19 protein-coding genes and 3 pseudogenes are annotated in these 23151 nt (G+C 60.1%); 9 read left to right on the top strand and 13 right to left on the bottom strand.

All coding sequences use genetic code 11. From position 1 onward, the window contains the following. Window positions 1-553: 553 nt before the first annotated feature. Both IVB12_RS19150 and IVB12_RS19145 read right to left on the bottom strand, forming a co-directional pair. The gene (locus IVB12_RS19150; protein WP_247301110.1) at window positions 554-790 is read right to left on the bottom strand and encodes a hypothetical protein; all 237 of its coding nucleotides are present in this window, start codon (window positions 788-790) and stop codon (window positions 554-556) included. A gap of 165 nt (window positions 791-955) precedes the next feature. After that, entirely contained in the window at window positions 956-1210 is a 255-nt protein-coding gene (locus IVB12_RS19145) for a hypothetical protein (RefSeq protein WP_247301109.1), read from the bottom strand. A gap of 797 nt (window positions 1211-2007) precedes the next feature. Here IVB12_RS19145 and IVB12_RS19140 point away from each other — a divergent pair. Then, window positions 2008-2316 (top strand): hypothetical protein, encoded by a 309-nt coding sequence (locus IVB12_RS19140; RefSeq protein ID WP_247301108.1) that lies wholly within the window; start codon window positions 2008-2010, stop codon window positions 2314-2316. A gap of 55 nt (window positions 2317-2371) precedes the next feature. On the opposite strand, the gene IVB12_RS19135 is transcribed toward IVB12_RS19140, so the two are convergent. Together IVB12_RS19135 and IVB12_RS19130 are read right to left on the bottom strand one after the other, a co-directional pair. Next, entirely contained in the window at window positions 2372-2989 is a 618-nt protein-coding gene (locus IVB12_RS19135; protein WP_247301107.1) for a hypothetical protein, read from the bottom strand. Continuing rightward, window positions 2974-4188, bottom strand: coding sequence for a TAXI family TRAP transporter solute-binding subunit (locus IVB12_RS19130; RefSeq protein ID WP_247301106.1), 1215 nt, complete (start codon window positions 4186-4188; stop codon window positions 2974-2976). The genes IVB12_RS19135 and IVB12_RS19130 overlap by 16 nt, the downstream gene beginning before the upstream one ends. A gap of 468 nt (window positions 4189-4656) precedes the next feature. Between IVB12_RS19130 and IVB12_RS19125 the strand changes: the two are divergent. Then, window positions 4657-4854, top strand: a pseudogene (locus IVB12_RS19125) (TauD/TfdA family dioxygenase); the annotation flags it as partial. A gap of 180 nt (window positions 4855-5034) precedes the next feature. Here IVB12_RS19125 and IVB12_RS19120 read toward each other — a convergent pair. Beyond that, on the bottom strand, window positions 5035-5751 hold the full coding sequence (locus IVB12_RS19120; protein WP_247301104.1) for a DNA-binding response regulator: 717 nt from the start codon (window positions 5749-5751) through the stop codon (window positions 5035-5037). A 471-nt stretch (window positions 5752-6222) separates the two neighbouring features. Further along, a pseudogene (locus tag IVB12_RS19115) lies at window positions 6223-7088 on the bottom strand (IS66 family transposase). On the opposite strand from IVB12_RS19115, the gene IVB12_RS19110 reads away from it, so the two are divergent. The 7 genes and pseudogenes from IVB12_RS19110 to IVB12_RS19080 all read left to right on the top strand — a co-directional run bounded on the left by IVB12_RS19110 (window position 7041) and on the right by IVB12_RS19080 (window position 14171). Then, on the top strand, window positions 7041-7283 hold the full coding sequence (locus IVB12_RS19110) for a hypothetical protein (protein WP_247301111.1): 243 nt from the start codon (window positions 7041-7043) through the stop codon (window positions 7281-7283). The pseudogene IVB12_RS19115 and the gene IVB12_RS19110 sit on opposite strands and share 48 nt — an antisense overlap. 102 nt (window positions 7284-7385) lie before the next feature. Beyond that, window positions 7386-9335 (top strand): hypothetical protein, encoded by a 1950-nt coding sequence (locus tag IVB12_RS19105; RefSeq protein ID WP_247301103.1) that lies wholly within the window; start codon window positions 7386-7388, stop codon window positions 9333-9335. Between the two features lie 274 nt (window positions 9336-9609). Further along, window positions 9610-10101 (top strand): annotated as a pseudogene (locus tag IVB12_RS19100) (transposase); the annotation flags it as partial. 97 nt (window positions 10102-10198) lie between these two features. Next, window positions 10199-10816 carry a response regulator transcription factor gene (locus tag IVB12_RS19095; RefSeq protein WP_247301102.1) on the top strand — a complete coding sequence of 206 codons (618 nt, stop codon included), beginning with the start codon at window positions 10199-10201 and terminating at the stop codon, window positions 10814-10816. A gap of 353 nt (window positions 10817-11169) precedes the next feature. Then, window positions 11170-12840: a polysaccharide biosynthesis/export family protein gene (locus tag IVB12_RS19090; protein WP_247301101.1), complete on the top strand. Its 1671-nt coding sequence runs from the start codon at window positions 11170-11172 to the stop codon at window positions 12838-12840. A 111-nt stretch (window positions 12841-12951) separates the two neighbouring features. Next, window positions 12952-13341: a hypothetical protein gene (locus IVB12_RS19085; RefSeq protein ID WP_247301100.1), complete on the top strand. Its 390-nt coding sequence runs from the start codon at window positions 12952-12954 to the stop codon at window positions 13339-13341. 140 nt (window positions 13342-13481) lie between these two features. Next, window positions 13482-14171, top strand: coding sequence for an FkbM family methyltransferase (locus IVB12_RS19080; protein WP_247301099.1), 690 nt, complete (start codon window positions 13482-13484; stop codon window positions 14169-14171). 656 nt (window positions 14172-14827) lie between these two features. Here the strand turns inward: IVB12_RS19080 and IVB12_RS19075 are convergent. From IVB12_RS19075 to IVB12_RS19045, 7 genes are all read right to left on the bottom strand, one after another. Further along, the gene (locus IVB12_RS19075) at window positions 14828-16081 is read right to left on the bottom strand and encodes a DUF4832 domain-containing protein (RefSeq protein WP_247301098.1); all 1254 of its coding nucleotides are present in this window, start codon (window positions 16079-16081) and stop codon (window positions 14828-14830) included. A 176-nt stretch (window positions 16082-16257) separates the two neighbouring features. Further along, complete coding sequence (locus IVB12_RS19070) at window positions 16258-16404, bottom strand: hypothetical protein (RefSeq protein WP_247301097.1); 147 nt, start codon at window positions 16402-16404, stop codon at window positions 16258-16260. Window positions 16405-16666: 262 nt separating this feature from the next. Then, window positions 16667-17881, bottom strand: a complete 1215-nt coding sequence (locus IVB12_RS19065; RefSeq protein ID WP_247301096.1) for a hypothetical protein — start codon at window positions 17879-17881, stop codon at window positions 16667-16669. A gap of 98 nt (window positions 17882-17979) precedes the next feature. Continuing rightward, entirely contained in the window at window positions 17980-19254 is a 1275-nt protein-coding gene (locus IVB12_RS19060) for a glycosyltransferase family 4 protein (protein WP_247301095.1), read from the bottom strand. A gap of 12 nt (window positions 19255-19266) precedes the next feature. Next, entirely contained in the window at window positions 19267-19848 is a 582-nt protein-coding gene (locus tag IVB12_RS19055) for a hypothetical protein (RefSeq protein ID WP_247301094.1), read from the bottom strand. Window positions 19849-20005: 157 nt separating this feature from the next. Continuing rightward, complete coding sequence (locus IVB12_RS19050; RefSeq protein ID WP_247301093.1) at window positions 20006-21988, bottom strand: hypothetical protein; 1983 nt, start codon at window positions 21986-21988, stop codon at window positions 20006-20008. Next, the gene (locus IVB12_RS19045; RefSeq protein ID WP_247301092.1) at window positions 21985-23130 is read right to left on the bottom strand and encodes a glycosyltransferase family 4 protein; all 1146 of its coding nucleotides are present in this window, start codon (window positions 23128-23130) and stop codon (window positions 21985-21987) included. The genes IVB12_RS19050 and IVB12_RS19045 overlap by 4 nt, the downstream gene beginning before the upstream one ends. Window positions 23131-23151: the final 21 nt, after the last annotated feature.

Here is a 23151-nt window from a genome sequence, read left to right as displayed (position 1 = left end):
CTGAACTGAGTCGCTGCATAAAACCCCCGTTCTGACCGTGTCGCGAGGGGGTCAATTCCTCGTGTCGTCAGGGGGTCAATTTTCCACGTCGCCCGACACCGCATGAAGGTTGCGACCGCGGTTCTCCCAACGCCGTCGTGCGAACCAACTCTCAACCAGGAGCAGCGGAGCCTTGGCGAAAACTTCCACGGAATGTTTTGCGTTCTCTCTCCCCCGCTTCCCGCGGCTGGACTCTGAGGCGCGCCTGATCGCTCAATAGCCGGGGGGCTTCCGTCATCGCCGAGGTTTTCGTTGAAGGGTCCGTGCTGCACGAAGTCCGCGTCATTCGCGAGCGCGAGGACGGCTGGATTCAGGACCGCACGGACCCCACATGCTCGCGAGCGTGCAGTCGAATGGACGACACGCGTCCGGAGTGTCCCAGGGAACGCGGCTTTTCCAGTGCGGGCGGAATTGCAAAAGGACAGGACCGTGCAAAACGAGAGTTTGTGAAGGCCTGTATGCGCGGGACGCAAAGCGAATTGGACAACTTCTAACCGCGCAGGCCCATCTCGGGTCAATCGAAATCCGGCCGCACATCGGCGCCGCGCCGGCCGCATTTGCGACAGGTGAACTTCGGCTCGAGATCCGACAGGCGCAGGTCATCCGGCCATTGGTCAACCTCGGCCGACGCCAGCCGGACCATGTGGCCGCATTTGTAGTCGGCGCAACAAACTAGCAGGTGGCGTGTGCCGCCGCGGCCGCCGTCCGGATTGCGCATCTGACCGAGCGTGATCTTCTGATCGCGCGCCATTACTTGCCCTTGCTCTCGCTAGGCGACCGCGAGAGCGCGGCGGCCGCCGAGCGACTCCCCCATGTCGGTGAGCGTCGACCACGACCAGAGGCTCGCGCGCAGGCGCGGCGCCTCACATTGGCCGAGAGTGATCTTCTGACCGGTCACTTTCCTTCCGCGGCTGTATCAGCTGACGTTCGCCTGGATATGCAAGACGAAGAGCGTGTTTTGAAACTCGTCCGTCACTTCCATCCGCCAATCGCGTCCGGGCGCAAGCTTTCCGTCGAGCTCGTGTAGGGTCTGCCCGGCCATAACGGTGGCCTCTTTCCATGCGGCATGCTTGTCAGGCAGCTCCTCGCCTTCCTCGTCGACGTGCGTCCGGCCGTGAATGACATGAAAGAAGTACCTCTCATGGCGGTAAAATGCTGCAGTCGAAAACATGTTCCGGATAGGGTCGTCTTTCGGGTGGGCAGCTAGCGCTCGTTCCGCATATATGGGCTGTTCTTGGACACAAAAAGCATAGATGCATCGGAGTTCGGCACGCCTCTTTGGTCGAACGAAATTTTGGGCAGGGCTACGATGCAGATGCTCGCGAGTAGGGTGATTGAGGACAAAGCCCCCACTACAATCCAAATCTCCCTCTGCATCTCAGCCCTCCTAGCAAGAGCATCAATGGCACGGCCAACGCGAGCCGTGGAGAGCTGTTCCTATCACCTAAAATTCGGCGAAGGCCGCTCCCGCGGCTATCTCCGCGCCCAAGTTGCCATCGAAGAAAGCTGTCGGCTGCGCGATCAAAGGAAAGCCTTAACGGATCAGCGGGCGCCGCTGTCAGGTCCGCTTATCGCTGAAGAGCTTGCGGCGCTCGCCGAGAAGGTGCCTCCCCCGTCTCCGCCGCAATATCGAAGTGAGCGCGCCGGAGTAGGACTGTGCGCAGCGCCTTCCTCGCCCGATAAACGATGGTCGCCTATTGCCGAAGAAGAGCGGGTCGGATGAAGTCGTCTAGAAAGACGAAGCCGCAGCAATGTTTTCGCTGCAGCGCGCACACAGTGAAAATAGACCGGGCAAAACGATCTAAATCCGGGTGCAGAAGAATTTAAATCGACCTACGTGCGAATGATTTTGCGTCGCAGAACGGGAAAAGTCCGAAGTTCCTTTAATCTATGTTAGCCGGAGAGGACATCCGGCTTAACGTGGGACCCTTTCGGGAAAAATGGGTACATTCCCGGAGAGGAACGACCATGAAGCAAGCCCACCTAGAGCTACTTCGCGGGCAAATTGCAGAATGCGAGCGCACGCAGCAGGCCGCGAAGAGTGAACTCAAGCGGGATGCGTTCGCGAGGCTGCTCGCACGCTACAGGGCTATCGCGGTCGAGCTTGAAGAGGCGATTGCAAAGATGCCTGCTCGAGAGACTTTCAGAGATCGGACCAAGGAAGCAGGGCAGGTCGCCAAAGGGGCTGCTGGTGACCTGCTGGTGCTAGCAAAGAAGCTCCGTCCAGAGCGGGGTGCTCCAGCGCGTACCGAGGCATTGTTTTTGCGACGGAGTTGAGTGCCTCGTCGGATTCCTTCCCTTGCCGCGCTGCCCGCGTCAACCGAGGGTAGCCCTAGTGACCGAGGACGAGCCGGTGTACTGGCGTCTTGCCCGGTGGTGTTGTGCGCGTTTTCGCAACGCGCTCTTCCTGCTTCTTGGTCACATGCCAGATCACAACGTGGTAGTGCGGCATGTCCACTCCGGGGTGACCCGGGTTGAAGTAGAAGCTGACGTGGTCAACTCGTCCGGCGAACCCGGTGGTCTCCATTGGTTTGTGATCGTTGATATCTTTTGTCGGGACCATATACACGGTCGCTACCAAGCGATCCTTCCGATCGAAGCAAAGGAAGGGCCCTAGCGGCAAAGTTTCGGGTTTGACAAAGATGATGCCAAGACCTGGAAAGAACTTTGGGAAGTTCACGAGTTCGCTGACCCGTTGGTAACCGTCCCTTTCGGCAATCTTCCGCTGATTTGGAAGCGAACGATAGACGTGAGGCCTCCTGTGTACTTTGTCGCGGCCATGACCTCGGGCGTGCATTTCCACTTCATGATGGGCCAATTGCAATCGCATTAATGCAGGCGCCTCCCCCGCCGTGCGTTCGGCTCGATCAGGTTGCGCGCAAGGCCGTCGCACGTCGGCCGTAATTCCGAGCAATGCAGCTAGTGCCGCGACGGCTACTCGATTGCGCATTCAGGTCTCCCGATTCGCTCACTCCGCCGGTTTCCGTTCTTCCCACCGCACGAACTGCTGGAACAGGGCTTCGCGTTCGGACAGATTGTCGATTGATTTCTGTTCGAGGAATCGGCCGAACGTCTTACGAAGTCCGGCCTCTTCCCCAGTGGCCGCTGGAGCCAGCGCTCTGCGGGACGAAATCGCTGCCACCCCGGAAGCAGCGCCGCCAAGTTCACGTCTCTCCACTTTGGGTGGTGAGCGTCCCCTAGAAAGTCGGGGAATCGCGAGAACAATGTCTGGACAAACAATTCCGTTAGTTGGAACCGCTCGCTGCGGATCGGCCAGTTGTAAGCGAAAAGAGCGGATTGGATTGCAATCGTGCCGACGCTTTCGCCAGCCGGGATGATGTTTGGATAGTCCTCGTGACGGAAAGCCGATGGCAGGTAATCATCCTCCAGTCTTGGCGAATACGGGATCGGCAGGAAGTGAATGCCTTCGGATTCCTGATAACGCGCTAAGAAGTTGACCGGTTTTCCCGAAACCAACAGGGTGGCGAATATTTGCCCCTTTCGCATTCCATCTAGCGCGGCGTCCAAACCCAGGTTCAATTCGCTGATCGTGACGCCTAGGCGATTGAGCACGTCACGACCAAGTACAGCTCCAGAGCTGCCTTCTTCGCCGAGATTGACTGTCTTTCCCCCGAGATCTGTCAGAGTTCTGATTTCAGGCCGTGCGAGCAGATGGAACTCTTGGGGAAAAAGAACGGTAATGTAGACAAGCTTCTGACGGATATCGCCGAATGTCCCTGAATCACGCACTCGATTGGCCAAGACGACGGGCGCGATTGCCATGTCGGCTCCCGAGGCGGGACGCATGTCCAGGATGTTGCTGATGCCACCGTTCCCCGCTATGGGCATTACCCGCAAAGCCACCTCTCCGCGAGGGCCGGTCTCTTGACCGCTGGCCAACGCGGTTGCGATTTCTTGAGCTATGGCGAATTCGGTGCTGCGCGGTGTACCAGTAACGACTCCGGCCCTGTACCTGTTCTCGGATGTTCCGGCTTCCTTCCTGGGGGCGCTTTCCTTCGCCGGAGGCACATTCGCGCTTTCATTCGGAGAAGCGGATGGTCGCCTTTGCGCGAGGGATGGTTCGACGAGCCAGGCGGCTGCAATGAATATAGTGAACAACGCGACCCGCGCCGCTTCGCAGACGGTCATTGTCGAACCTGTTCTGCAGACCAGCCCTCGCCTGAGCGTGACATCCTCTCACACCCTATTCATTGGTGTAGCTGCCGCCGCTACAGACAACCCGCGGCAAACATCGTTGTAGTAACACCAGGCAATCTGGCCTGAGTCGTTTATGGTTAAGTCACCACGCTATTGAGGGCGATTGCATGATCGATCATCCTGTGAATACGTGTCGTCTAATGTGGCTGACACTTCAGCAGCTTGGGGTGGCGGAGATTACACCAAGCCAAGGAGCGTGACCGTATTGTTTGGTACCTGAATTGTTTGGTACCTGACTTGTTTGGCCTGAGGCACATTCTTGGAGAAGCGATCCGACCATGTGCCATCGCTGAGCATCAAAGCGAAAGCGAAATACGAAATACAATCAAATGCTCAAAGTGACTACCCCGTTGGTATGTCAGCCCCATTCTTCGAATGCTCCGGCAAGCTCCACCGAACGACGAGAGCGACGCGATGCTCGCCTATCTCTACCAGCATGTCGAAAACCCGCTGTTTCAATGCCGCTTCCGCTGGACCAAGAATGCCATCGCCCTTTGGGACAACGGCTGCACCCAGCACCGCGCGATGTGGGACTACTGGCCGCATACGCGCTCCGGCACGCGAGTGACTGTGAAGGGCAGCTGCCTGTTTAATTGAGACTGATGCAGGGCTGGGCAAAGGCGCATTAGTGCCGTGCCCACCGTCTCTCCGGCTCCCGTGAGCACACTTCCAAACAGTCGCATTCGTACGCCTACTTGAGCATGTCGTGCTCAGGGTTTGCCGGCGCCTTCTCGCGTGGTGCTACGTTTTTGACTCATTGTTGCTCTCACGACGCGGTCACTTGCCGTGACCGTTGCCACTCGTTCGTGGCAGCCATCCGCAATTCATCCCCCAAATCGCCGCTTGTGTGCGATTGTGGACCCGGATCTTGCGAAGGATCGCCTTGACATGGACCTTCACGGTGGCCTCCGCGATGTTGATTTTCCGTGCGATGCATTTATTAGAATCGCCATCGATCAGACAGCGCAGGATCGATTTCTCCCGTGGCGAAAGCTGGGGCGCAATGTCCTCAGTGGCAGCGAGGAGCGCGTCGTCGGCGCTGTTTGGGCCGGCGTGTTCTGCGGGCGCGATTTCAGGCCCGAGCACGAATGGCAAAGATGCCGAGGGGAGAACTGTTTCACCCATCATCACCAGTTCTAATGCTTTTGTGAACACTTCGGAGGTCATGATATCAACGAAATAGCCACTAGCTCCTGCCCGAAATGCTGAGACCAGCTCTTCTAGGCGACAGCGATCGGTAACCACTGCGATTCGAGCATCCGGGTTGCGGGCCCTCAAATGCTCAATTTGCTTTGGTAAGTCAAAGTTGTCGCCGGTATGGATAGCGATAAATAGCAGTTGGCGTGATTTGACTTTGCCGCTTTGAAGATCGTCGGCGGATGCCACTGAAGCCACGATGCGAAAGTTGGCCGAACGCAGGATTCTGGCAACGCCTTCTTTAAGTAAGCTGCTATTTCCCAGGAGTATGGTTCCGAAAAAATGTCTCCGACTCATACTGGCTCTCCGATCTACACCCAAAGAGATGCTTGGATTTGGTTGAGCCGACCCTCCACGTTGATTCTGGACGGCGTTAATGTCCAACCTTGCTATGGACAAAAGTCGGTGAGACGCCCATTTGCTTGCTAGCTTACGGCAACCGCAGTCGTGCTGTTGCGCTTGCATTTCTTGAAAACAAAATGATCCAAATTGGGATCAGGAGTCACCAGCATTTATTAAATGTCGCGCGGCTTCATTAATTATCGGACATTATAATTAAATCGAAGTCTATATATGATTTGCTATAAACTGCGAACGCGGGACCAGATCGCTTATCGGCCTGATCTGCGTGTTTACGGTGGCTTTCCGCTCGCGAACCTCGCCATGTAAGCGCGAGATCACAGAGCTGACCTTCTGTCAAAGTTCAGACCAGCATCATCCAGTCTGACAGCTTGGTATCGGTTTCGCCGAGAAGGAAGTATGTCGTTCTCAGGCCAGCTTTGAGGGCTTGAGCGCGGTAGGCCGAACGCAGTAGCTGGTCGATGTCGCGGCTTGGAGGCCCTTTGAGGATGGGACGTCGGTGAGATGGGCGAGCGGATCGACTCCGTTGAGCTTGCAAGTCTTGACCAGGGAGGTGACAACAGCCCGGTGTTCGGCACCGCCGTCGGAATCGGCAAAGAGTGCGTTCTTGCGACGGAGCTTGGTACTACTGATTGATCGTTCGACGGTATTGTTGTCCAGTTCGATGACGCGCGTTAAGCCTTGCCGGCGCGAGAGGGCGTAGCGGATGGCCTCGGCGAGCTTGATCTTCTGGCTGATGAGAGCCACCTTGGCGCGCGGCCATCCCTCGAAGCTATCGGCCAGTGGTCCGCTCTTCTGCTGCCGCACGAGGCGACGCTCCTCCGCGCTGCGGCCGCGGATCTCGATCGCATAGAATACGACGATGTGCTTCAGCGCTTCGCTCGCGATCGGAGCGGGGCGGCTGCCGCGAGTTCGTAGAAGTTGCGCCGGACGTGCTTCCAGCAGAAGGCGAGCTCGGCCTCGCCACGTTTTGCAAGCTTCGGGTGGGCGTTGTAGCCATCGACCTGCAGGACGCCCAGCAAGATGGCTGCACAGCCGCTCGGCTTTGCGGTCGGGTGCATAGACATAGGCGATGCTGGCGGATCGAGGCGCCAGGGCGTGCCGTCGGCGGCATAGGCCCAGACCTCGCCGGTCTTGGTACGCCCTCGACTGGGATCGAGCACCGGCACCGTCATCTCGTCGGCGAACAGCTTTGATCTCGCGCGAAGCACCGTGAGGAGGCGCTCATGCAGCGGGCGCAGGTGGAAGGCAGCATGCCCAGCCCAGTTCGCCAGAGTCGCTCGATCCGCAGCGATGCCCTGGCGATCAACCGCGCCGGAGCCTCGGCCTGCAGGACGCCATCTCGCAGGCACGGCAGACGTACTTGGAACGACAAGGCGGAACTGCGCCGGCACCATGTCCAGCCGCTCGCTCTTGTCTTCGCCGATCTGGTCCAGGTCGACCCCCGCCGCCGTGTAACTCCGAAGTAGGTACGAGGGTACACCATTCGGAGGAGTAGCTCATAGCCGAGCGAACTGCATAATGATGCATGCAGGATGGTTCCTGCCCGGTTGCTGCATCTCGATCGCCGAATGCAAAAACTGACAAACACTGACGTGGAATCACCTGCACTCGCGGAGACTGCAACAGGTTTCGGAGAAGACCTCATTCAGGCAAAATGCCTATTGGAGCAAGACACAGTGAATAATCTGTCTGGGCCCTTGTGGATCGCTTCAGCTCTCCTCGCTATGACGTGGACGTCCGGAACTCAAGCTTTCCTTGATCAGGCGCGACGTGCGCCACCGGATTGGCAACATGCTCGGGTTCTGGCTACTCGGGTTCCGGCTAAGAGTGGCGGGTCGGCCGTCAATCAGGACCAAGATAAGCCGCATCCGAAGCCGGAGAGCCGGCATGAACTCGCGCGGATGGCGCAAGCTACGACGAGCGACACAGGCCGGTTAAAGCCGTCTATTGGACAGCAACACCAGCCAGCAGACGCGCTGGAGTGCGAACTCTCTGTTGCAAAGCGCGATATCGACTTGCTGCAACATATCGAGCAGGCGCACAATCGAACCGAACAGCTCGAGCAAGATCTCCTAGCCGCTCGGCGCGATGTTCAAAGCCAGACCACGCTGGCGAGGGAAGCAACTGAAAAAGCTGACCGCGCAGGCCAGTTGGCGGAGCGCGGCACAGCGGAGTTGCAGAAGACGCTGCAGCAGCTGCAGCAAGAGCGTGAGTTTGCGAATGAGTTAAAATCGGATCTTGCAATCGCTCGGCGTGAGATCGGAGAACAGACTGCACTGGTGGCCAAGAGGAGCGACGAAATTTCCGGGCTCAGACAGGAGTCGGAGAGCGGGGCCGCAGAGCTGCGTGAATCCCTGCAGAGAGAGCGCGAGCGGGCGAGGCGGCTGGAGCAGGATCTCGCGGTGGCCCGACGCGATCTCGAGACCCAAGTCGGACTGACAGCCAAAGCAAGTGAACACGCCTTCCCGCTGAAACAAGCCCCAGGCGGCCTCACCGAACTGAGCCAATCAATGCAGATGGAGCAGGAAAGGGCCCAGGCGCTCGAACAGGAGCTCTCGAAGGCGCGGAGCAAAATCTATGCCTATGAGACTCAATCATGCAATGCAGGCGCTCGAGTGGCAGAGCCCAGCCAGGCCACAGCAGTTGCACCGGCGCTGCGCAGCCCTATACAAGAGGAGCCGGACCGGGCCAAGCAGCTAGAGGAGGAGCTGCACAAGGAGCACGAGAGAGCTAACGCATTGGCGGAGGAGCTCTCCGTCGCCCGCACCAAGCTTTACGCCTACGAAGCGCAAGCCAGCAGGAAGGCCAGTGAGACAGCAATACAGCTAGACCAGGCGGTGGAGGCCGATATGGGAGAGCTGCGAAGATCTCTGCAGCAGGAGCGCGACCGGGCCGCGCATCTTGAAAAAGATCTGGCTACGGCGCGCTCGAATGTGGACGCGCAGACGGAGCTGGTAAGCAAAGCGACGGAAGACACCACCCAAACGAAACAGAAAGCGGCGCGCGAAACAGATGACCTTGGCAGCTCTCTGCAGAAGGAGCGCACGAGGGCCGAGCGGCTGGAGAGTGATCTCGCGTTGACGCGGAACACTTCTCTTCCTGACAAGACAGAACTATCGGCTGCCAAGATCGCGATCGTTGGTGGAGTCGAACCTCAGAGACGGGTGGAACCGTACGGGAAAATCATCGCCGAAGGCGCAACACCGGCGAGCGCACGCGGCGATGCTCAGCCCAATTCCGAAGAAGCTAATCAATCAGCACGGCTACTTGCGCGTGCGAACGTTCTACTCGGACAAGGTGACATCGGCGCGGGGCGGACCGTCCTGGAGCGGGCGGTCGAAATGGGCAGTGCTCAGGCAACCTTCGCACTAGCAGAGACCTACGACCCATCGATACTTTCTAAATGGGGAACGTATGGAACGCGAGCGGATACCGTTAAGGCGCGAGATCTATATGCGAAGGCTGACGCTAAAGGAATCAAGGAGGCGAGAGCGCGGATCGAGGCGTTGCTTCGGTAGGTACTGTTACTGTTGCGGCGTCTGCGTGATGGCGAGGGGAGCGCGGAGAGGAGAGCGCAGAAGAGGGTTGCTGGATTGTTTCCGGTGCAGCCCAGACGGTTTGGCCGCGACATGGCCGGTCCTCATGATCATTCCGCTGCCGCGTAGACTGCAAGTACAAAGAATGAGTAAGCCGGCTTGCGGTATGGCGTGCCGCCTATGGCGCCCATTCACTGAGCGTACGAAATGAACTCGGTGTTGTGGGGCGGTGAGTTCGGTGAAGTCAGTCGCCGGCGCGGTGCGCCAGGAACAAAGCGGTCCGCTTGTGACGGCATTGGAAGCATGGCTGCGCGAGCAACGCGCTCGACTGTCGAACTCGTCCGCGGTCGCCAAGCCAATCGGCTATATGCTGCGCCGCTGGGACTGGTTCGCCCGCTTCGTCGATGACGGACGGATCTGCCTGACAAACAATGCGGCGGAGCGCGCGCTGCGCGGCTTTGCCCTCGGCCGCGAGTGCTGGCTCTTCGCCGGCTCCGAACGTGGTGCCGACCGCGCCGCCACCGTGGCGACGCTGATCATGACGGCAAAGCTCAATGACCTCGATCCGCAAGCCTGGCTGGCGGACGTCTTGGCCCGCATCGCCAGCACCCCGCAAGATCGGCTCAATGAGCTGCTGCCTTGGGAATGGAAGAGAACCCCCGTTCAGTCTGCGGCCTTATCGGGCCACCGCGCCACGCAATTTATCCCGCGGCCCTCACCGAACGGTTACCCTCGGCCCGCAACTTAAAAGGAAATAATCGTCCAGGAACGCAGTCCCAGCTATGGCATTATATTTTAAATTTTAATTAGTTAATTGGAAGTCGGGAGCAGAGCGTCAGGACGCCATGCGCTGCGCAAGTGTGGTAATCGCACATCCCCGTCCAGGGATTCTGCACAGTCTGACGAACGTGCTTGGGAGGCAATATGCTTTCGAAGTTGTTGCAACTTGCCGCGATGGCAAGGAGTGCATTGACGCGATCCGAAGGTTAGTGCCCGACATAGCACTCATCGCCATTTCGCTGCCCGACGTGTCCGGGCTGGAAATCCTCGCCATCGCAAACTCCGAGGGATTCCCTACGCAGTTCGTTTTTTTCGCGGCGTCCGTCGAAAACGGTGAGCCCGTCATATCGGCAGCTGCCGGTGCGTACCCGGTCCTTCCAAAAGATGCGGCAATCGAAACACTGGCGCAGTCACTGCGGCAGCTCATGAGTCGCCAGAGCGGTTCTTCGGCGCTCCCCTCTGATCAAACCGGGGCTATCATGGTCTACGAGAACCTACTCACGGATCGGCAGCGCCAGATCATGTCCCTGGTGTCCCAAGGGTTATCGAACAAGGAAATTGGCCGCCGGCTCAAACTTTCCGACGGCACAATCAGCGTGCACCTCCACCGCATCTATGGGAGGCTTGAAATCAACAACCGAACAGCGCTCGCCGCACTGGCGCTATTAAGCAAAAGAAAATAGCGAACTTGGCGGCGTTTTCCTAAAACTCGGCAATTCCATCGACCGGCGGAGTTCAACGCGAATAGCAAATGCGGTCTCGTGCAAGTCGTTGCGGTACATTTGCGGGGAGGGGAGCAATCCGCTGTGGCACAGAGGCGTGCTCGTGCAGCACGGGGGGCAATCCGCTCTGAAGTTGCTTTGTGGAAGCGCCTTGCTCCAGGAGAGTGCGCGAGGGTGCAAAAGAGGTGCCCACAAAGAGACGATTGTGGCGGTGGCTCCAAAGGCCCACGATATGGCGTGCGACCTTGGCACTCGCGCTTGCCCGACGACCACTCCGGGACGGATGGTGATCCTCGAAATCGAAAGGACGCGCCATGGAAGCCCTAGACAATGACGAACCTGAGACCCCCCCGGTAGCCTCGGGCTCCTCCCGCAGGAGAATCAAGCCGATCCTGTTGGCCCTGGGAGTGTCCGGGCTTGTCATCCTCGGGGCGGAAGCGCTCGGACACCGGCAACCGGTCAACGTTGTGTCCTCAGCGCTGACGCAGAAGGTGTTTGCCGCCATCGGAGGCCGGCACGATTTACCGACTGGAGCCACACCAGAATCTGCAGAATCTGGAGCCACGCCAGAATTCTCGGGAGAGGCCGTAGCGGTACTGGATGCGCCGGCCGCGACACCCGTAGAACGGACCGCCGCTTCAGCTGCTCCCGCTGCCACCGGGCGCTCCACGGCGGTTAGTGCTGCACCAGGCACGCCGACCACGGTGATCAGGGGCTTGTTCAGCGTTGGGGACCGTCTCAAGGTCGCGTTCTACGAGCGCGTGGACCTTGAGGAGGACAAGTGGGGGCGCACCTCCTCGGCCCTGCGCAGCATCCAGCAACGTCCGGAACTGACCGGGGAGTACACCGTCCAGGAGGACGGCACGATTTCCGTGCCCCTGCTGGGCTCCATCTCGGTCATCGCCTGTTCAGCGGAGCAGGTGCAGACCGCCTTGCTGAAATCATTCGAGCAACTGCTCGGCCGCAAAGGAATGGTGAACATCCTGTCGCTCGAGCGCTCGCCGATTTATGTTCTGGGGCCTGTCAAGAGTGCGGGCTCGTTCAAATACGCGCCTGGGATGACGGTTCTGCACGCGATCGCGATGGCCGGGGGGCTCGACCGGACCGCGAACGAACCGTGGCAGAAGGTCGAGGCCGTTCGGGAAATTCAGAAGCGGAACGGCGCGGTCGGCACGATGCTGAAACTGTTGGCGCGCGCGGCTGTCTTGAAAGGTGAGCGCGACAAGACGGAGCCCAGGATTCCGGCGCGGCTGCTGGAGCTGGTCGGCTCCGCCGAAGCGACCCATCTCCTCAACGAACAGCGGGACAAGCGCAAAGCCGTCGCCATTGCCCGCAAGAACCGCGAGACCGCAGTCCTGAACGCGCTGGACTCGGCCAAGCAGGACCTCATGGTGTACGGGCGCATGGACTCGCTCGATGAGCTCATCAAGCTGCGCCAGGAGCGCGTCAACAGCATGCGAGCGCTCGCCGAGCGCAATGTCATCAGCAAGACGGTGCTCAATCAGGTCCAGACCGAGTTGACGGACGCCGAGCAACGTCGGCAAGAGGCGAACACCCAGTATTCGAATGCCAAGCAGCGCCTGACCTCGCTGGAGGCGGAATCGTTGCGGGTCCAGGCAGACCTCCGCAACGATCTCGAGGTCGAGATCGATGCCACTGAGCGCGAAATCGCGACCAATGAGCGCGAGTTCAGCAGCAGCGAAGGCGTCCTGACGACCCTGCCGGCGACCCGTGCCCAGTTTGCGAAGGAGTCGAATCGGGTGAGCTACCGCCTTGTACGGCAAACCGCAGCCGGACCGGTCAGCATCGAGTCCACCGGCATGACGGTCTTGCAGCCGGGCGACCTCGTGAACATCATCGTGGGCGAGGGCGATGCGGCAGAGCAGCCCAACTCGTCAACTCCGGCTTTGCCCCCGGACCAGAGATTGCCCGGCGGCCGCACCGCCACCAACCAGCAAGAAGCAGGCCGCTCGGTCACGGATTAAGGATGGGAGGATGGAGGGCGCGTTGTCGTCATCCGGGCTCAAGTCCGATTGCCTCCTCAAGTCCGATTGCCTCGCGATCCAGAGATCGCGGACAATGAGCGTGAGTTCAACATGAGCGAAGCTGTCCTGCGCACGTTGCCGGCGATCCGCGTCCAGTTTGCGGCGAAGGAGATGAACGGGGTGACTTACGAGGTCGCAGACTGCGGGCGGACCGGTCGCCATCGGGCCACCGGGATGACCGTGTTGCTGCCTAGCGACCTCATCAACATCATCACGGGCGAAAGCGAGAAGGCGCAGGCCGGCGCGTCGGTCCCGACTGCGCGATGGGCGACAGACCGCCGGTCGGGCGTGCCGTCGAACGTGCCGAGGCGAGTGGTCGTGCTGTCGCGGACAAGAGGACGGGTCCGAAGTGATGACGCTCAGCGGATTGTCCGAACGCCATTGGCCTTCAAGCATCAGATCACTCGTTTTATTATAACCGGAAGGTTGGGGAAATGGTAAGAACGCCCTCAATCCTAGCTCGGCTAATTGCTCTAAATGCTTATGAGCTTAAAAATCATGCGAGACGGCTCGCGGCTATGGTAGTCCTCAGGTTTCCGCATGGCTACAACCTTGCGACTTCCCAATGGCGTTATACTTTCATGTACTGGATGCGCCGCCCACACGAACGTGACTTTCGCGCCCTTGCGTTGCTGAATTTCAATAATCCGCCATTGTTGGTCGATGCCGGCGGAAATGTAGGACAATCGGTGCTGTCCCTTTATACTCTATTTCCGAACGCAAAAGTCCTAAGCTTCGAGCCTAATCCTACCGTATTCCGCAAGCTTCAACGATTGACGAAGAAATTCCCCCAACTAACTGTTATTCCGAATGGACTTTCTAACGAAACTGGCGAGGCGGAATTGTTTATCCCATCGTATAATGGGAACGCGCTAAGTGGACTGGCATCCTTCGACTACGAGAGCGCCCAGGGGTGGCTTAGTAAAAAGTGGGTAGCAGGGTTCGATCCAAAAAAGCTGACAGTGACGTCTAAGCGAGTCTCTCTGGCGCGCCTAGACGACTTGGAATTGGAGCCGGATTTCATCAAGATCGATGTTCAAGGACTTGAATACCGGGTTCTTGCCGGGGGTCTAGAGACGATTCGAAAATATAGGCCGGTTATCATGGCCGAGACTATCCGGTATGGAAGTGACGCTCATAGGATCGTACAACCATTTGACTACTGCCTGATGGAATTTGATGGACGCAGTTTCATAGAAGTACGAGGAGACCTTCGACAATTGAACCAATTTCTCATCCCTATTGAGTGTCTGCCGCATGCTGTACACTGACTGACTTTATGAAGATATGAGTAGCAATGATCCGGGGCGCGCCCGGATCCTGATGCAATCGCTACATCGCTACATGCCGGGTAGTCGCGCCAGTCGAGGAGGCCAGCCGGGCGATCCGGGCCGCGCGCGGAAAATTCCTGCCGGAGATCCAGATCCGGTCCATGGTGAACAGGCGCGCGTATTCCGCGATGGCGGCACCAGCAGCTTCTGCTCCGCGGCAGCCTTGTCCGTGCCAGCCGGGCCGTGCGGCATGGCCCCTTGGGAGCGATCGTTGCGGGTCGAAGAGTGTGGGCCTCGAGCGCGGGCGCGGGGAAGCGACCAGCGCGGCTTCGCCGGCGCCGCACAATGCGGTCGCTATAAACTGAGCAAATCTCTCATCCATTCCACGGGTGGTAACAGCCGGGGTGCCACGACGAATGCCGCTCGGTCTCAAGGGCGGGAGAGGATCGCCGGGAATCAGCTGCTTGTTCCCCATGCTGGCGATTGAAATCGAAAATATGCTGAGCTGCCGCGCCGTCCAGACCAAAGGGCCACCACCGTATCGATCACCATGATGTGGTTATCATGTGATGATCGGTACCGTTGGTAATCAGTTTCATTCCGCGCGCGATCAGCGCTTCAGCCAACAACCTTGGCGTTGCGTATGTCGGTCGGGCTCACGGGACCAAATTTCCCACGACAAGATTGCCCAGCGTGTACCAAGGGCCTGCCCCGGCGATCGCGAGCGTGATGTCTGGAACAAGATTTCCGGGAGCTGCAAGTCCGATTTGGACCGAGTACGTCCCTGAAGCCAAGCCTCCCACGCTGATAATCGGAGTATCTGTTCGATTTCCGGGAAGAAAACCCTTCATTGTAATTCCAGTATCTGTAACCAGCGAGCCGATTTTTACAAGCAAGCGGCGCTCAAAATACATTGGGGCGTTTCCTACGTTTGACCAGTTGAGACGCAGAGTAAATGAAGAATGAGCCACAGAAGTCGGCATCTGCGCTTGAGTCAAAACAAAACGGTAGCCAATTTTTGTGAGCATGTCTTGCACGTACGGGAGCATCACTGAAGGGATGGGAGAGCTCTTGTTGCTAAACTGAGAGGCATGATTGTCAATCGCCCACAGCAAGGCCTGCTGCCACGGATAGTTAGATGCAACCCAGTTTGACATCACGCCACAGGGTTCAAGGATCACCGGCGCATTCTGCCAGGCCTTGGGAGCTTCTGCGAGGATCGCAGGGTAAGCGTTCCGCATGTGGTTCCAGCCAGAGGCGTAGTTTCCCCAACAATCGACCCGCCATCCAACCTTGCTTTGAATCGCGTACTTGAATGCGCTGTCATCGCCTGCTCGTACATCGCCACCGATCACAACCGGCACTTTGAAATTCGCGAGGAACTTATCGGTCAAACCGTTGAGGGCCGACGTGCTCGGATATGGCGGCGTGGGTGATGTGTGCCAGAAATGAAACTCTCCCCAATCGCCGACAAAGCCAATGTCCACCGAATCAATCGCCGGGTTGTTGCCGTACTTCTGGCCAAGGGCCGAAACGAGCGCCGCAAGATCTTGCTGGACGACGTCTTGTGTGAGGTCGGGAAACCAAACTCCCGAAAATCGGTCAAAGCTGAAAGTGAAGCCGGGAAACCCCCCGTTCTTCAGGCCGGCAGGTCCGAAATTGCCCTCTTCGTAACCCATGATTCGGAAGGCCAGGCGTTGTCCGGCGGACTTCGCGGAGGACAGTGCATGGTCAATCACCGCAAAATTAAAGGCGCCTGGCGCCGACTCCACTTCGCTCCAATTCACCCGGATGTACATCGTCGAGGAAGGAAGTTGAGTGTCTGATGCCGCCGACTTGTAAAACGTCTGATAGCCAATGCCAGGGTTTTTAATAATTCCGGTAATGGGAGCCGGAGTGATGGTTTGCAACTGAGGTGTGGGAGTCCATGCCGGTGTTGGTGCTGCAGTAGGAGTAGAAGACACTGACTGCGACGAGCCCTGCGATTGGGCGCCGAAAGAGCCTGGGCAAGCGGCAAGCGCTCTGGGTAAGGCCATCGCAAGAAAGACGGTCCGTCTTGATATCATTCCATCACCCCCAAATATAATCACAGCGAGAGCTGTGCTTCATCCTCAAATTCACCTTGGAGCAAATGAACGCTTTGCCGCCAGGCATCTTTTGCCTGCGCCTCCAGCGAGGACTGCTGAACGGGCAAAAGCAGCGGAGCCAATGTCGCAGCAAGAGCGGCCAGCATCGCCCGCAATTGTCCAAATTCCTTTCTGCGGCCCCGCTCTATCGGCACTTCGCTGATCGGGCCGTGACGCTATCTGCTTAGCGCATCGAGCCGCGCCTTCGCCTCGTTGATGCCGCCGGTTACGGGTATTCATGAGAGGATGTGTCGATGCAGAAGTCGAACCGCCGGGATGCGGATAGCGCGACGCGCTCCGCGCCCGCGACTGACTCGTCGTCATGTCGGTGGTCGTGTTCGACGTCATGTGCTGCACCTCCTCGGGTCTCTAGAGCGATGGCGCCGGCTCCTCGCTTAGGGGACCGGAGACGGAATCCAGCCTAGTCGCAAAGACGATGACGAAGGCGGCGCACGCACCCTCGATGCTGACCGAGAGCGTCCAGCCCACCACCAGGCCCTCAAGCCCGTCGAGCTTCGCGCCCGCGACCGCCAGGCAAAGCTCCAGCGCGCCGCCAAAGGCGAACCAGAACGATGCCTTGCGCATCCTGTCGGCAAGCCGCGCCAGAGCGCAGGCGTGGAACTTAAGTGCCGATCCCACCAAGCTGAAGCCGAGGAGGCACAGGCTAGAACCGGCGATCTTCGGATAGGCCGGATTGAAGAGCGCCAGGATCTGCTGCGAATATAGGAAGATAAAGTTGGCGCAGATCAGCGCGAACAGCAATGACACCGTGAGCGACACGAGGATGTAGTGCTTGGATTGTGCCGAATTCGCCCTGACCACGGGGAACAGGACAGTGGCCATGGCTGCCGGAATCATTGCGGCCACCGAGACCAGCATCCAGACCGACACGAAGACGGCGTTGATGGTCGGCGACAGGAGAACTAGCACAAGGTAAGGCATGAGCAGGCCTGAGGCCTGAGAGGCGATATCGAGAGCGTAATGATCAAACACCTTGCGCCGGAGCTTATGCAGCAGCTGGAAATCGGGGAGGCCAACGAGTCGGCGCGCACCGCCCCGGGTCAAAAGGTCGAGGGCGATCCAGGACGCCAGCAGGCCAGCCACCCAGGTCAGGACAATCGCGGTACTTGAGGCGAAGCCGACGTAGGCTGCTCCAGCGACCAGCATCAGCTTGAACGCGGAGAACAGCACCTGCCGGACCATCCTCCCGCTGCTGCGCAGATTGCCGACCAGCGCCTGATCGAGCACTATGCTGAGCACGGTTAGGATGCAGCTGAGGACAAACAGGCCGGCCTTCAACCAATCGTCGATTGGTCCAGCCGGTACGAACAGCGCCTCGCCGAATACAAACAACAGCGCCACGCCGAGTGCGATCACCCCCCCGACACACGTCGCCGCAGCCGCGAGTCCTGATTCCCTGCCGGGATGCCGGACCACTTCGCCGATCACAAGGGTCCCGAGTCCGGCTTCTCCAAGGAGAGCGACCAAGCCGATCATGGACAGCAGGGCGGAAGCGTTGCCGATCACCTCCGGCGGAAACGTCCGCGCGGCAAGCCACCAATAGACGAATCCAAGGCCCGCCATCGCTATCGTTCCGATCGCGAGAGCGCCCGAATTCGTAACGAGAATGGCACACTTTCGCAAAATCCCCGGTGCGCGGATGATGGCCGTCCTGGCGAGCGCTAGCATGACGGCTCTCCCGAACGCTGCTCCGCCGGCAGCACGACGCTGCTGGCGGAGGGGCACAGCACACCGCCGTAGACCTGCTCGATCCGGGTCACGACCGCACCGGCCTTGAGGCGCCCCACGCGGGCGAGACTTGTCGTTCCGAGGCGGGACAGCAAGGTGCGGTCGTCCAGGAGTGATTGCATCATGCGAGTCAAGGCTTGCGTGTTGCTTGGCGGCACGAGAAGCCCCGTTTCACCGTCATCGACCAGATCCGGCATGCCGCCGACGTCGGTTGCGACAACGGCTTTGCCGGACGCCATCGCTTCCATAATGACGGTCGCGCAGGCTTCCGGCCCGACCGATGGCAGCACGCCGAACAGCGATCTGTGCCATGCATGCATGATGGCGGAATGCGGCCAGTTACTGAAAACGCGAACGTTCGGCGGAAACTCGGCTGGCGTATCGGCGACCCGGCGTCCGATCAGGACCAGCGGCGGCGCCTGCTCCAGGCGGGCATAGGCCTGCAGGAGAACGTCAATGCCCTTGAGCCGCATCATGTCACCGACGAACAGGATGAATCCATCTTCGGGCAGCTCCCGCACGCAGGAATCTTCTGGACCAAGAATTCCGATATCGTCGGGCACAAAATTCGGGATGACCTCGTAGGCAGCGCGACCTCGCGTGAGACCGGTATGTCGCGCCACCGCGTGGCTCACCGCGATGAAGCGGTCCACCACGCGCCGGGCTGCGAAGCTCGAGGCCCAGTTGCCCAACGTGGTCGCGGTGCCCTTCACGGCGCCGTAGTGCGCGGTAGCGCAGGGCAGGCACTTCGCGAGCCGCGGGCCATCGCACAGATGAGTGCCCAGATGCATGAAGTTCTTCTTGGCGCAGACGAGGCCGTAATCATGGAGCGTCACCACGAGGCGCGCGCCATCGAGAACCTTGAGCGGCAGGAAGGAGGCGTAGATCCAGTTATGAGCGTGGACGATGTCCGGCCTCTCCTCTGCGACCAGTCGCTTCAGCGCCAGCAGCAGTTCGGGGTCGGGGAAGGGTGGGGCGTGGCGGCGCTCGGAATCGGCGTGCAGATTTGACAGGCGTTGGATCGTCCCGCGCAGGCGATGTACGCGGACTGGGCCGTCGAACTCAGTGTCTGTTGATCCGGAATGCATGAAGGTCCCGACGCTCACACTATGTCCGCGCTGCGCCAGGGCTCTGCCGAGGTTGCGGACGTGCCGCTCCTCGCCCCCGATCACCGGAGGATAGAATTGTGCCAGCAGCAGGATGCGCATTGTCGGCTCCTTTCAGATGCGTGGCACCAGCGTCGAAACGCTGCGATAGAGTCGATGGTCCTCCGGCCTGTAGAGTCGGGCCTGCGCCTTCTGCGCGGTGGCCAAGACGGGTACCGGGATGTGTCGCAACCAAGTCTTCCCCGGCGCGATGTTCAGCGAGCGGAAAAGGGCGAACGGTTGCCCGTCGATGGTGATCTCCACGTCGAAAAGCTGAGTTTGGGTCTCAGCGCTGTGGACCCCGACGGTAAGCCGACCCGAGCCGCCGGTCGGTGGCAACATCCAGAACTCCGTGTAGCTGAATTGTCGGTAAGTCGCTTCGTCGCGGACGGCCAGCGCATAAGCTCCGGTCGCCAAAAGCATCGCGAACGCGATCGCGGCTATCTGCCAGGCTCGGACCCGCAGCGGACCCGGCCAGGCTGGCAGATCTGGAGCGTCGCCGCGGCGGACGGCCGCCAGCGCCGTGCCGGCCGTGACGACGCAGAACCAGATCGCCCAGCCGAGCGACGTCAGGAAGCGTGCGGCGTTCAGGGCAAAGCCCCCGGCGATGCCCACAGCGAGGCTCGCGCCAACCGCGTAGGCGAGATGTTCAGACACGGAGACGGTCCTTGTGCCGGTGGCTCGCAGCACCACATGGCCCGGGACAAGGAACACCATGGGTGCGCCCAGGACGGTGCGAAGGAGCACGCTATCGCTTAGCGCAACGGCTGCCACCGTGGTCACCGCCCACAAGCAGGCGGCGAGAAGGTCCCGGTTACTCGGAGCTCCCATGCAATCCCCTCACGTCGTAGATGATGATCCAGCCGTTGTCGTAGATGCGAGTGATACCCTTGACGTCATTGAATTTGAGCAACTCGGTGCCGGAGAGCGGCGTTCCCTGTCGTGCATCCCACGGCTGGAAGTAGAAGCCGAGCACCGGCGGAGCCGTGGTCAGACGCAGGTCCACCAGCAGAAAATCGAGGTCGCTTCGCGCGAGGGCCCAAAATTCATTAGGTCCCAGTGTCTCGTTCTCGAACACGCGCGATGAATACACGCCTTGGGCGACCTTGGTCCTGACGTCCTGCCGCCCGTAGGTCGCAAGCAAAACCAGGTTGATGCGGTCGGCCGCGAAGCGGTTGCCGGGATCGAGCCATTGCCTGCTCCAGCGTGCTGTTTCGATCCCCATCGCCTCGACTGATCCCCCATCGGCGGCCACCCTGTAACGCCCATGAATCGGATTCAGCGTAGAGTTCGCGATACCGCCGAGCACGATGAGCGCCAGAGCAGCGATAGGTGCGATGCGGCGCCATCCGCGTGGCGCGCGGCCCTGCCAGAAATGGACAATGCTCACCGCAACGACCAGCCCGACGCCGATGAACACGAACGTTCCCATGCGGTTGCCGATTTCCCATCCGGCGTTGGTCAGCCGGAAGGCCACCGAGATCGGGAATCCGAAGGCCAGTACGGTCAGGAACACTATGCGGCTATTTTTCCAGCGGCCTGCCAGAATGTCCTGGACCAGACGCCAACTCGCCCGCGCGCCGCTCGACGCTGCGAGAGCCAGCGACCGAAAGAATCCCGTCGCCAGCGCGAGTGACACGAGCAGGAGTCCGAGCAACGTGGCCAGTCGTAGGCCGATGGGCACCGCTGGCGCGCTGAGGTGCTCCGAGCTTGGGGTGGACGCGCCCATAATGTTTCCGAGCAATGCCTTGAAGCCGCCCTCAACAACGGGGCCGAGATAGGCTGTGAGAAGGTTGCCACTGATCTGCACCCACAGCAGCGGCAGCGCGATGGCCAGCGTCCCCGTGATGCCCATGGCGATCCTCGTCCCGGGTCGCACCGAGCCGTCGCGGCGCAAAGCTTCGAGGACCGCGACTGCGCCGAGGTAGATGGCGGCGTAGATGGCTGAGAGGTGATGCGCGACTGCGAGGCTCGCCAGCAGCAAAGCGAGTAGCCCAAGCGCCTTCAGCCTCTCTCGCCCGACGAAATCCCTGGACGCGGCTTCGGCCGCGAAGATCAGCACACACAGCACAATGCCGAGGCTCTCGTAGGAGAACATCGACTCGAACACGACGAAGGTTGTGCAGCCCATATTGACGAGACAGGCAATGGCCGCGATGCGCGGCGATCCCGTGATGTTTTCGTAGAGCAGAAACAAGGCGACGATGAGCGTGCCCCTCAGGATGATCAACAGGAGCGTCGCCGCTACGAATAATGGGAGTCCGGTGAGATTAATGATGGCCGTCGCCAGGATTTCCAGTGCCGGGTAGGTTGGCCCAATCGGGAAAAGCGGGTTGGGGAGGAACAGCCGGCGGGCCGCCAAGAGATCGTCTGTTACGACCCAGTGCAAGAACTCGTCGTAAGCGATGAAGCTCGTGGGGGAATAGACAACCTTGTAGTAGAGCATAGCCTCGGTAAGCAGGAACAGCAGGAAAAGGCGCTCGCCCCGGGCGATCCTGGGCCAGCCCATGCGAAGGCTGATCGGGACGACCAGCAGGACCACGCCAGACCAGAAAAGCAGTGGCGCCACCTCGTAGGCTCGGCGCCCGGCGGCGTGTCCCGCCACGACCAGCAACAGCGCCATGGCCGTCGTCAGGCACAAGACCGCGATCCATCCGCAACTCACCGGTCGTGTCGGGACGTCGGAGCTGCCGCCGTGAAGATCGGGGCCGATGACTGCCGAGACGAATTGGACTCCGGTCTGGAGCGGGCTTGTCCCGGTTGCTCCGGTAAGATGAGCCGGCATCAGCGGGGTCATGCTCCGGTCTCAGCAGACCACGGCAGCCCGCCGCCGGGCCGAAGGCGCACTGTGGATCGGCTGCCCACGACGTCACGGTACACCTCGCTCAGCGCTTGTGCGCATGCATCCCAGTCAGGAAGCGCCAAGTCCGGAACCTCCCGATTGGCCTCCAGTTCTTCGGCCATGGCGGTGGCCAACGCACGCGGGTTTGCGTCGCGCGAAATCGCCCGGCAGAGTCCTTTCGATGCCAGCTCTCCAAGCCCGGACGTGTCGGTCACGAGCACCGGGCGGCGCAGCGAAAGAGCTTCGATGACGGCGACCGGATGAGCTTCGTACTCACTGAACAGGACGAAGAGGCCTGCGCTCGCCAGCAGATCTGCCATTCTCTGCCGCTCGGAAGCGGGGATGGCGGCGATGGTCACGCGCGCCTCGAGCCCAAGCTTTGCGACAAGGGTCCGCAGCTCTCCTTCATACGGACCCGTTCCAACGATGCGCAGCCGCGCCTCGGGCACGCGGCGGATCAGCTCCGGCAGGGCCGCAATCGCGCGGTGATGACCTTTGTAGCGCTCGAGTCTGCCGCCCGAGACGACCAAGCAAGGGTCGACTGTGATCCCAGGACTCGGAGCCGCCATGGCGGCGCCGTTCGGAATGACGGCAAATCTTTCTCGGGGGATGTCCATCCTGGTGCTGAAGAAGTCGGCTTCGAAGTCGGAGACGCCGATCAGTCGTGCGGCGCGCGCCAACAGCGGCCGCAGCAGCGCGCGCTGGGTCCCGCGCACCGCGTTCCGCAGCCACGAAGAATGTCCGCCGCTGTGAAAGGTCAGGACGAACGGAACGTCGCCGCGGATCGCCGCAAGCAGTCCGATGGGAACCACGAAGGTGTTGTAGCCCTGGAAATGGATCAAATCCCACGCCCCGCGCCGGATCGCCGAATAAATGCCGGGCGAAACATAGAGATCCAGCTCCTTCGGCCAAGCCGGCACGCGCTGCACACGCATGCCGCGGACCTCCTCCTCAAACGGCAACTTCCCAGAGGGATCGGTGGTGAGCACGTCGACCGTATGGCCACGCGCCACCAGGCGCGGCCCGACCTCCTGGATATGGGTTTCGATGCCGCCGATGAAGGGGTAGCAGCGAGCGGCAACCACCAGAATTCGCATCGCCTAGTCCATCGTCACTAT

It is taken from the genome of Bradyrhizobium sp. 179 (assembly GCF_023073535.1).
Taxonomy (GTDB): Bacteria; Pseudomonadota; Alphaproteobacteria; order Rhizobiales; family Xanthobacteraceae; genus Bradyrhizobium.
This window is presented reverse-complemented; position numbering and strand designations above follow the sequence as displayed.

Coding starts and splice junctions, on each gene's coding strand:
- IVB12_RS19150 (WP_247301110.1), bottom strand. CDS start 790: ATGGCGCGCGATCAGAAGATCACGCTCGGTCAGATGCGCAATCCGGAC.
- IVB12_RS19145 (WP_247301109.1), bottom strand. CDS start 1,210: ATGTTTTCGACTGCAGCATTTTACCGCCATGAGAGGTACTTCTTTCAT.
- IVB12_RS19140 (WP_247301108.1), top strand. CDS start 2,008: ATGAAGCAAGCCCACCTAGAGCTACTTCGCGGGCAAATTGCAGAATGC.
- IVB12_RS19135 (WP_247301107.1), bottom strand. CDS start 2,989: ATGCGCAATCGAGTAGCCGTCGCGGCACTAGCTGCATTGCTCGGAATT.
- IVB12_RS19130 (WP_247301106.1), bottom strand. CDS start 4,188: ATGACCGTCTGCGAAGCGGCGCGGGTCGCGTTGTTCACTATATTCATT.
- IVB12_RS19120 (WP_247301104.1), bottom strand. CDS start 5,751: ATGAGTCGGAGACATTTTTTCGGAACCATACTCCTGGGAAATAGCAGC.
- IVB12_RS19110 (WP_247301111.1), top strand. CDS start 7,041: ATGCAGCGGGCGCAGGTGGAAGGCAGCATGCCCAGCCCAGTTCGCCAG.
- IVB12_RS19105 (WP_247301103.1), top strand. CDS start 7,386: ATGCAAAAACTGACAAACACTGACGTGGAATCACCTGCACTCGCGGAG.
- IVB12_RS19095 (WP_247301102.1), top strand. CDS start 10,199: ATGCGCTGCGCAAGTGTGGTAATCGCACATCCCCGTCCAGGGATTCTG.
- IVB12_RS19090 (WP_247301101.1), top strand. CDS start 11,170: ATGGAAGCCCTAGACAATGACGAACCTGAGACCCCCCCGGTAGCCTCG.
- IVB12_RS19085 (WP_247301100.1), top strand. CDS start 12,952: ATGAGCGAAGCTGTCCTGCGCACGTTGCCGGCGATCCGCGTCCAGTTT.
- IVB12_RS19080 (WP_247301099.1), top strand. CDS start 13,482: ATGTACTGGATGCGCCGCCCACACGAACGTGACTTTCGCGCCCTTGCG.
- IVB12_RS19070 (WP_247301097.1), bottom strand. CDS start 16,404: ATGCTGGCCGCTCTTGCTGCGACATTGGCTCCGCTGCTTTTGCCCGTT.
- IVB12_RS19065 (WP_247301096.1), bottom strand. CDS start 17,881: ATGGCGGGCCTTGGATTCGTCTATTGGTGGCTTGCCGCGCGGACGTTT.
- IVB12_RS19060 (WP_247301095.1), bottom strand. CDS start 19,254: ATGCGCATCCTGCTGCTGGCACAATTCTATCCTCCGGTGATCGGGGGC.
- IVB12_RS19050 (WP_247301093.1), bottom strand. CDS start 21,988: ATGACCCCGCTGATGCCGGCTCATCTTACCGGAGCAACCGGGACAAGC.
- IVB12_RS19045 (WP_247301092.1), bottom strand. CDS start 23,130: ATGCGAATTCTGGTGGTTGCCGCTCGCTGCTACCCCTTCATCGGCGGC.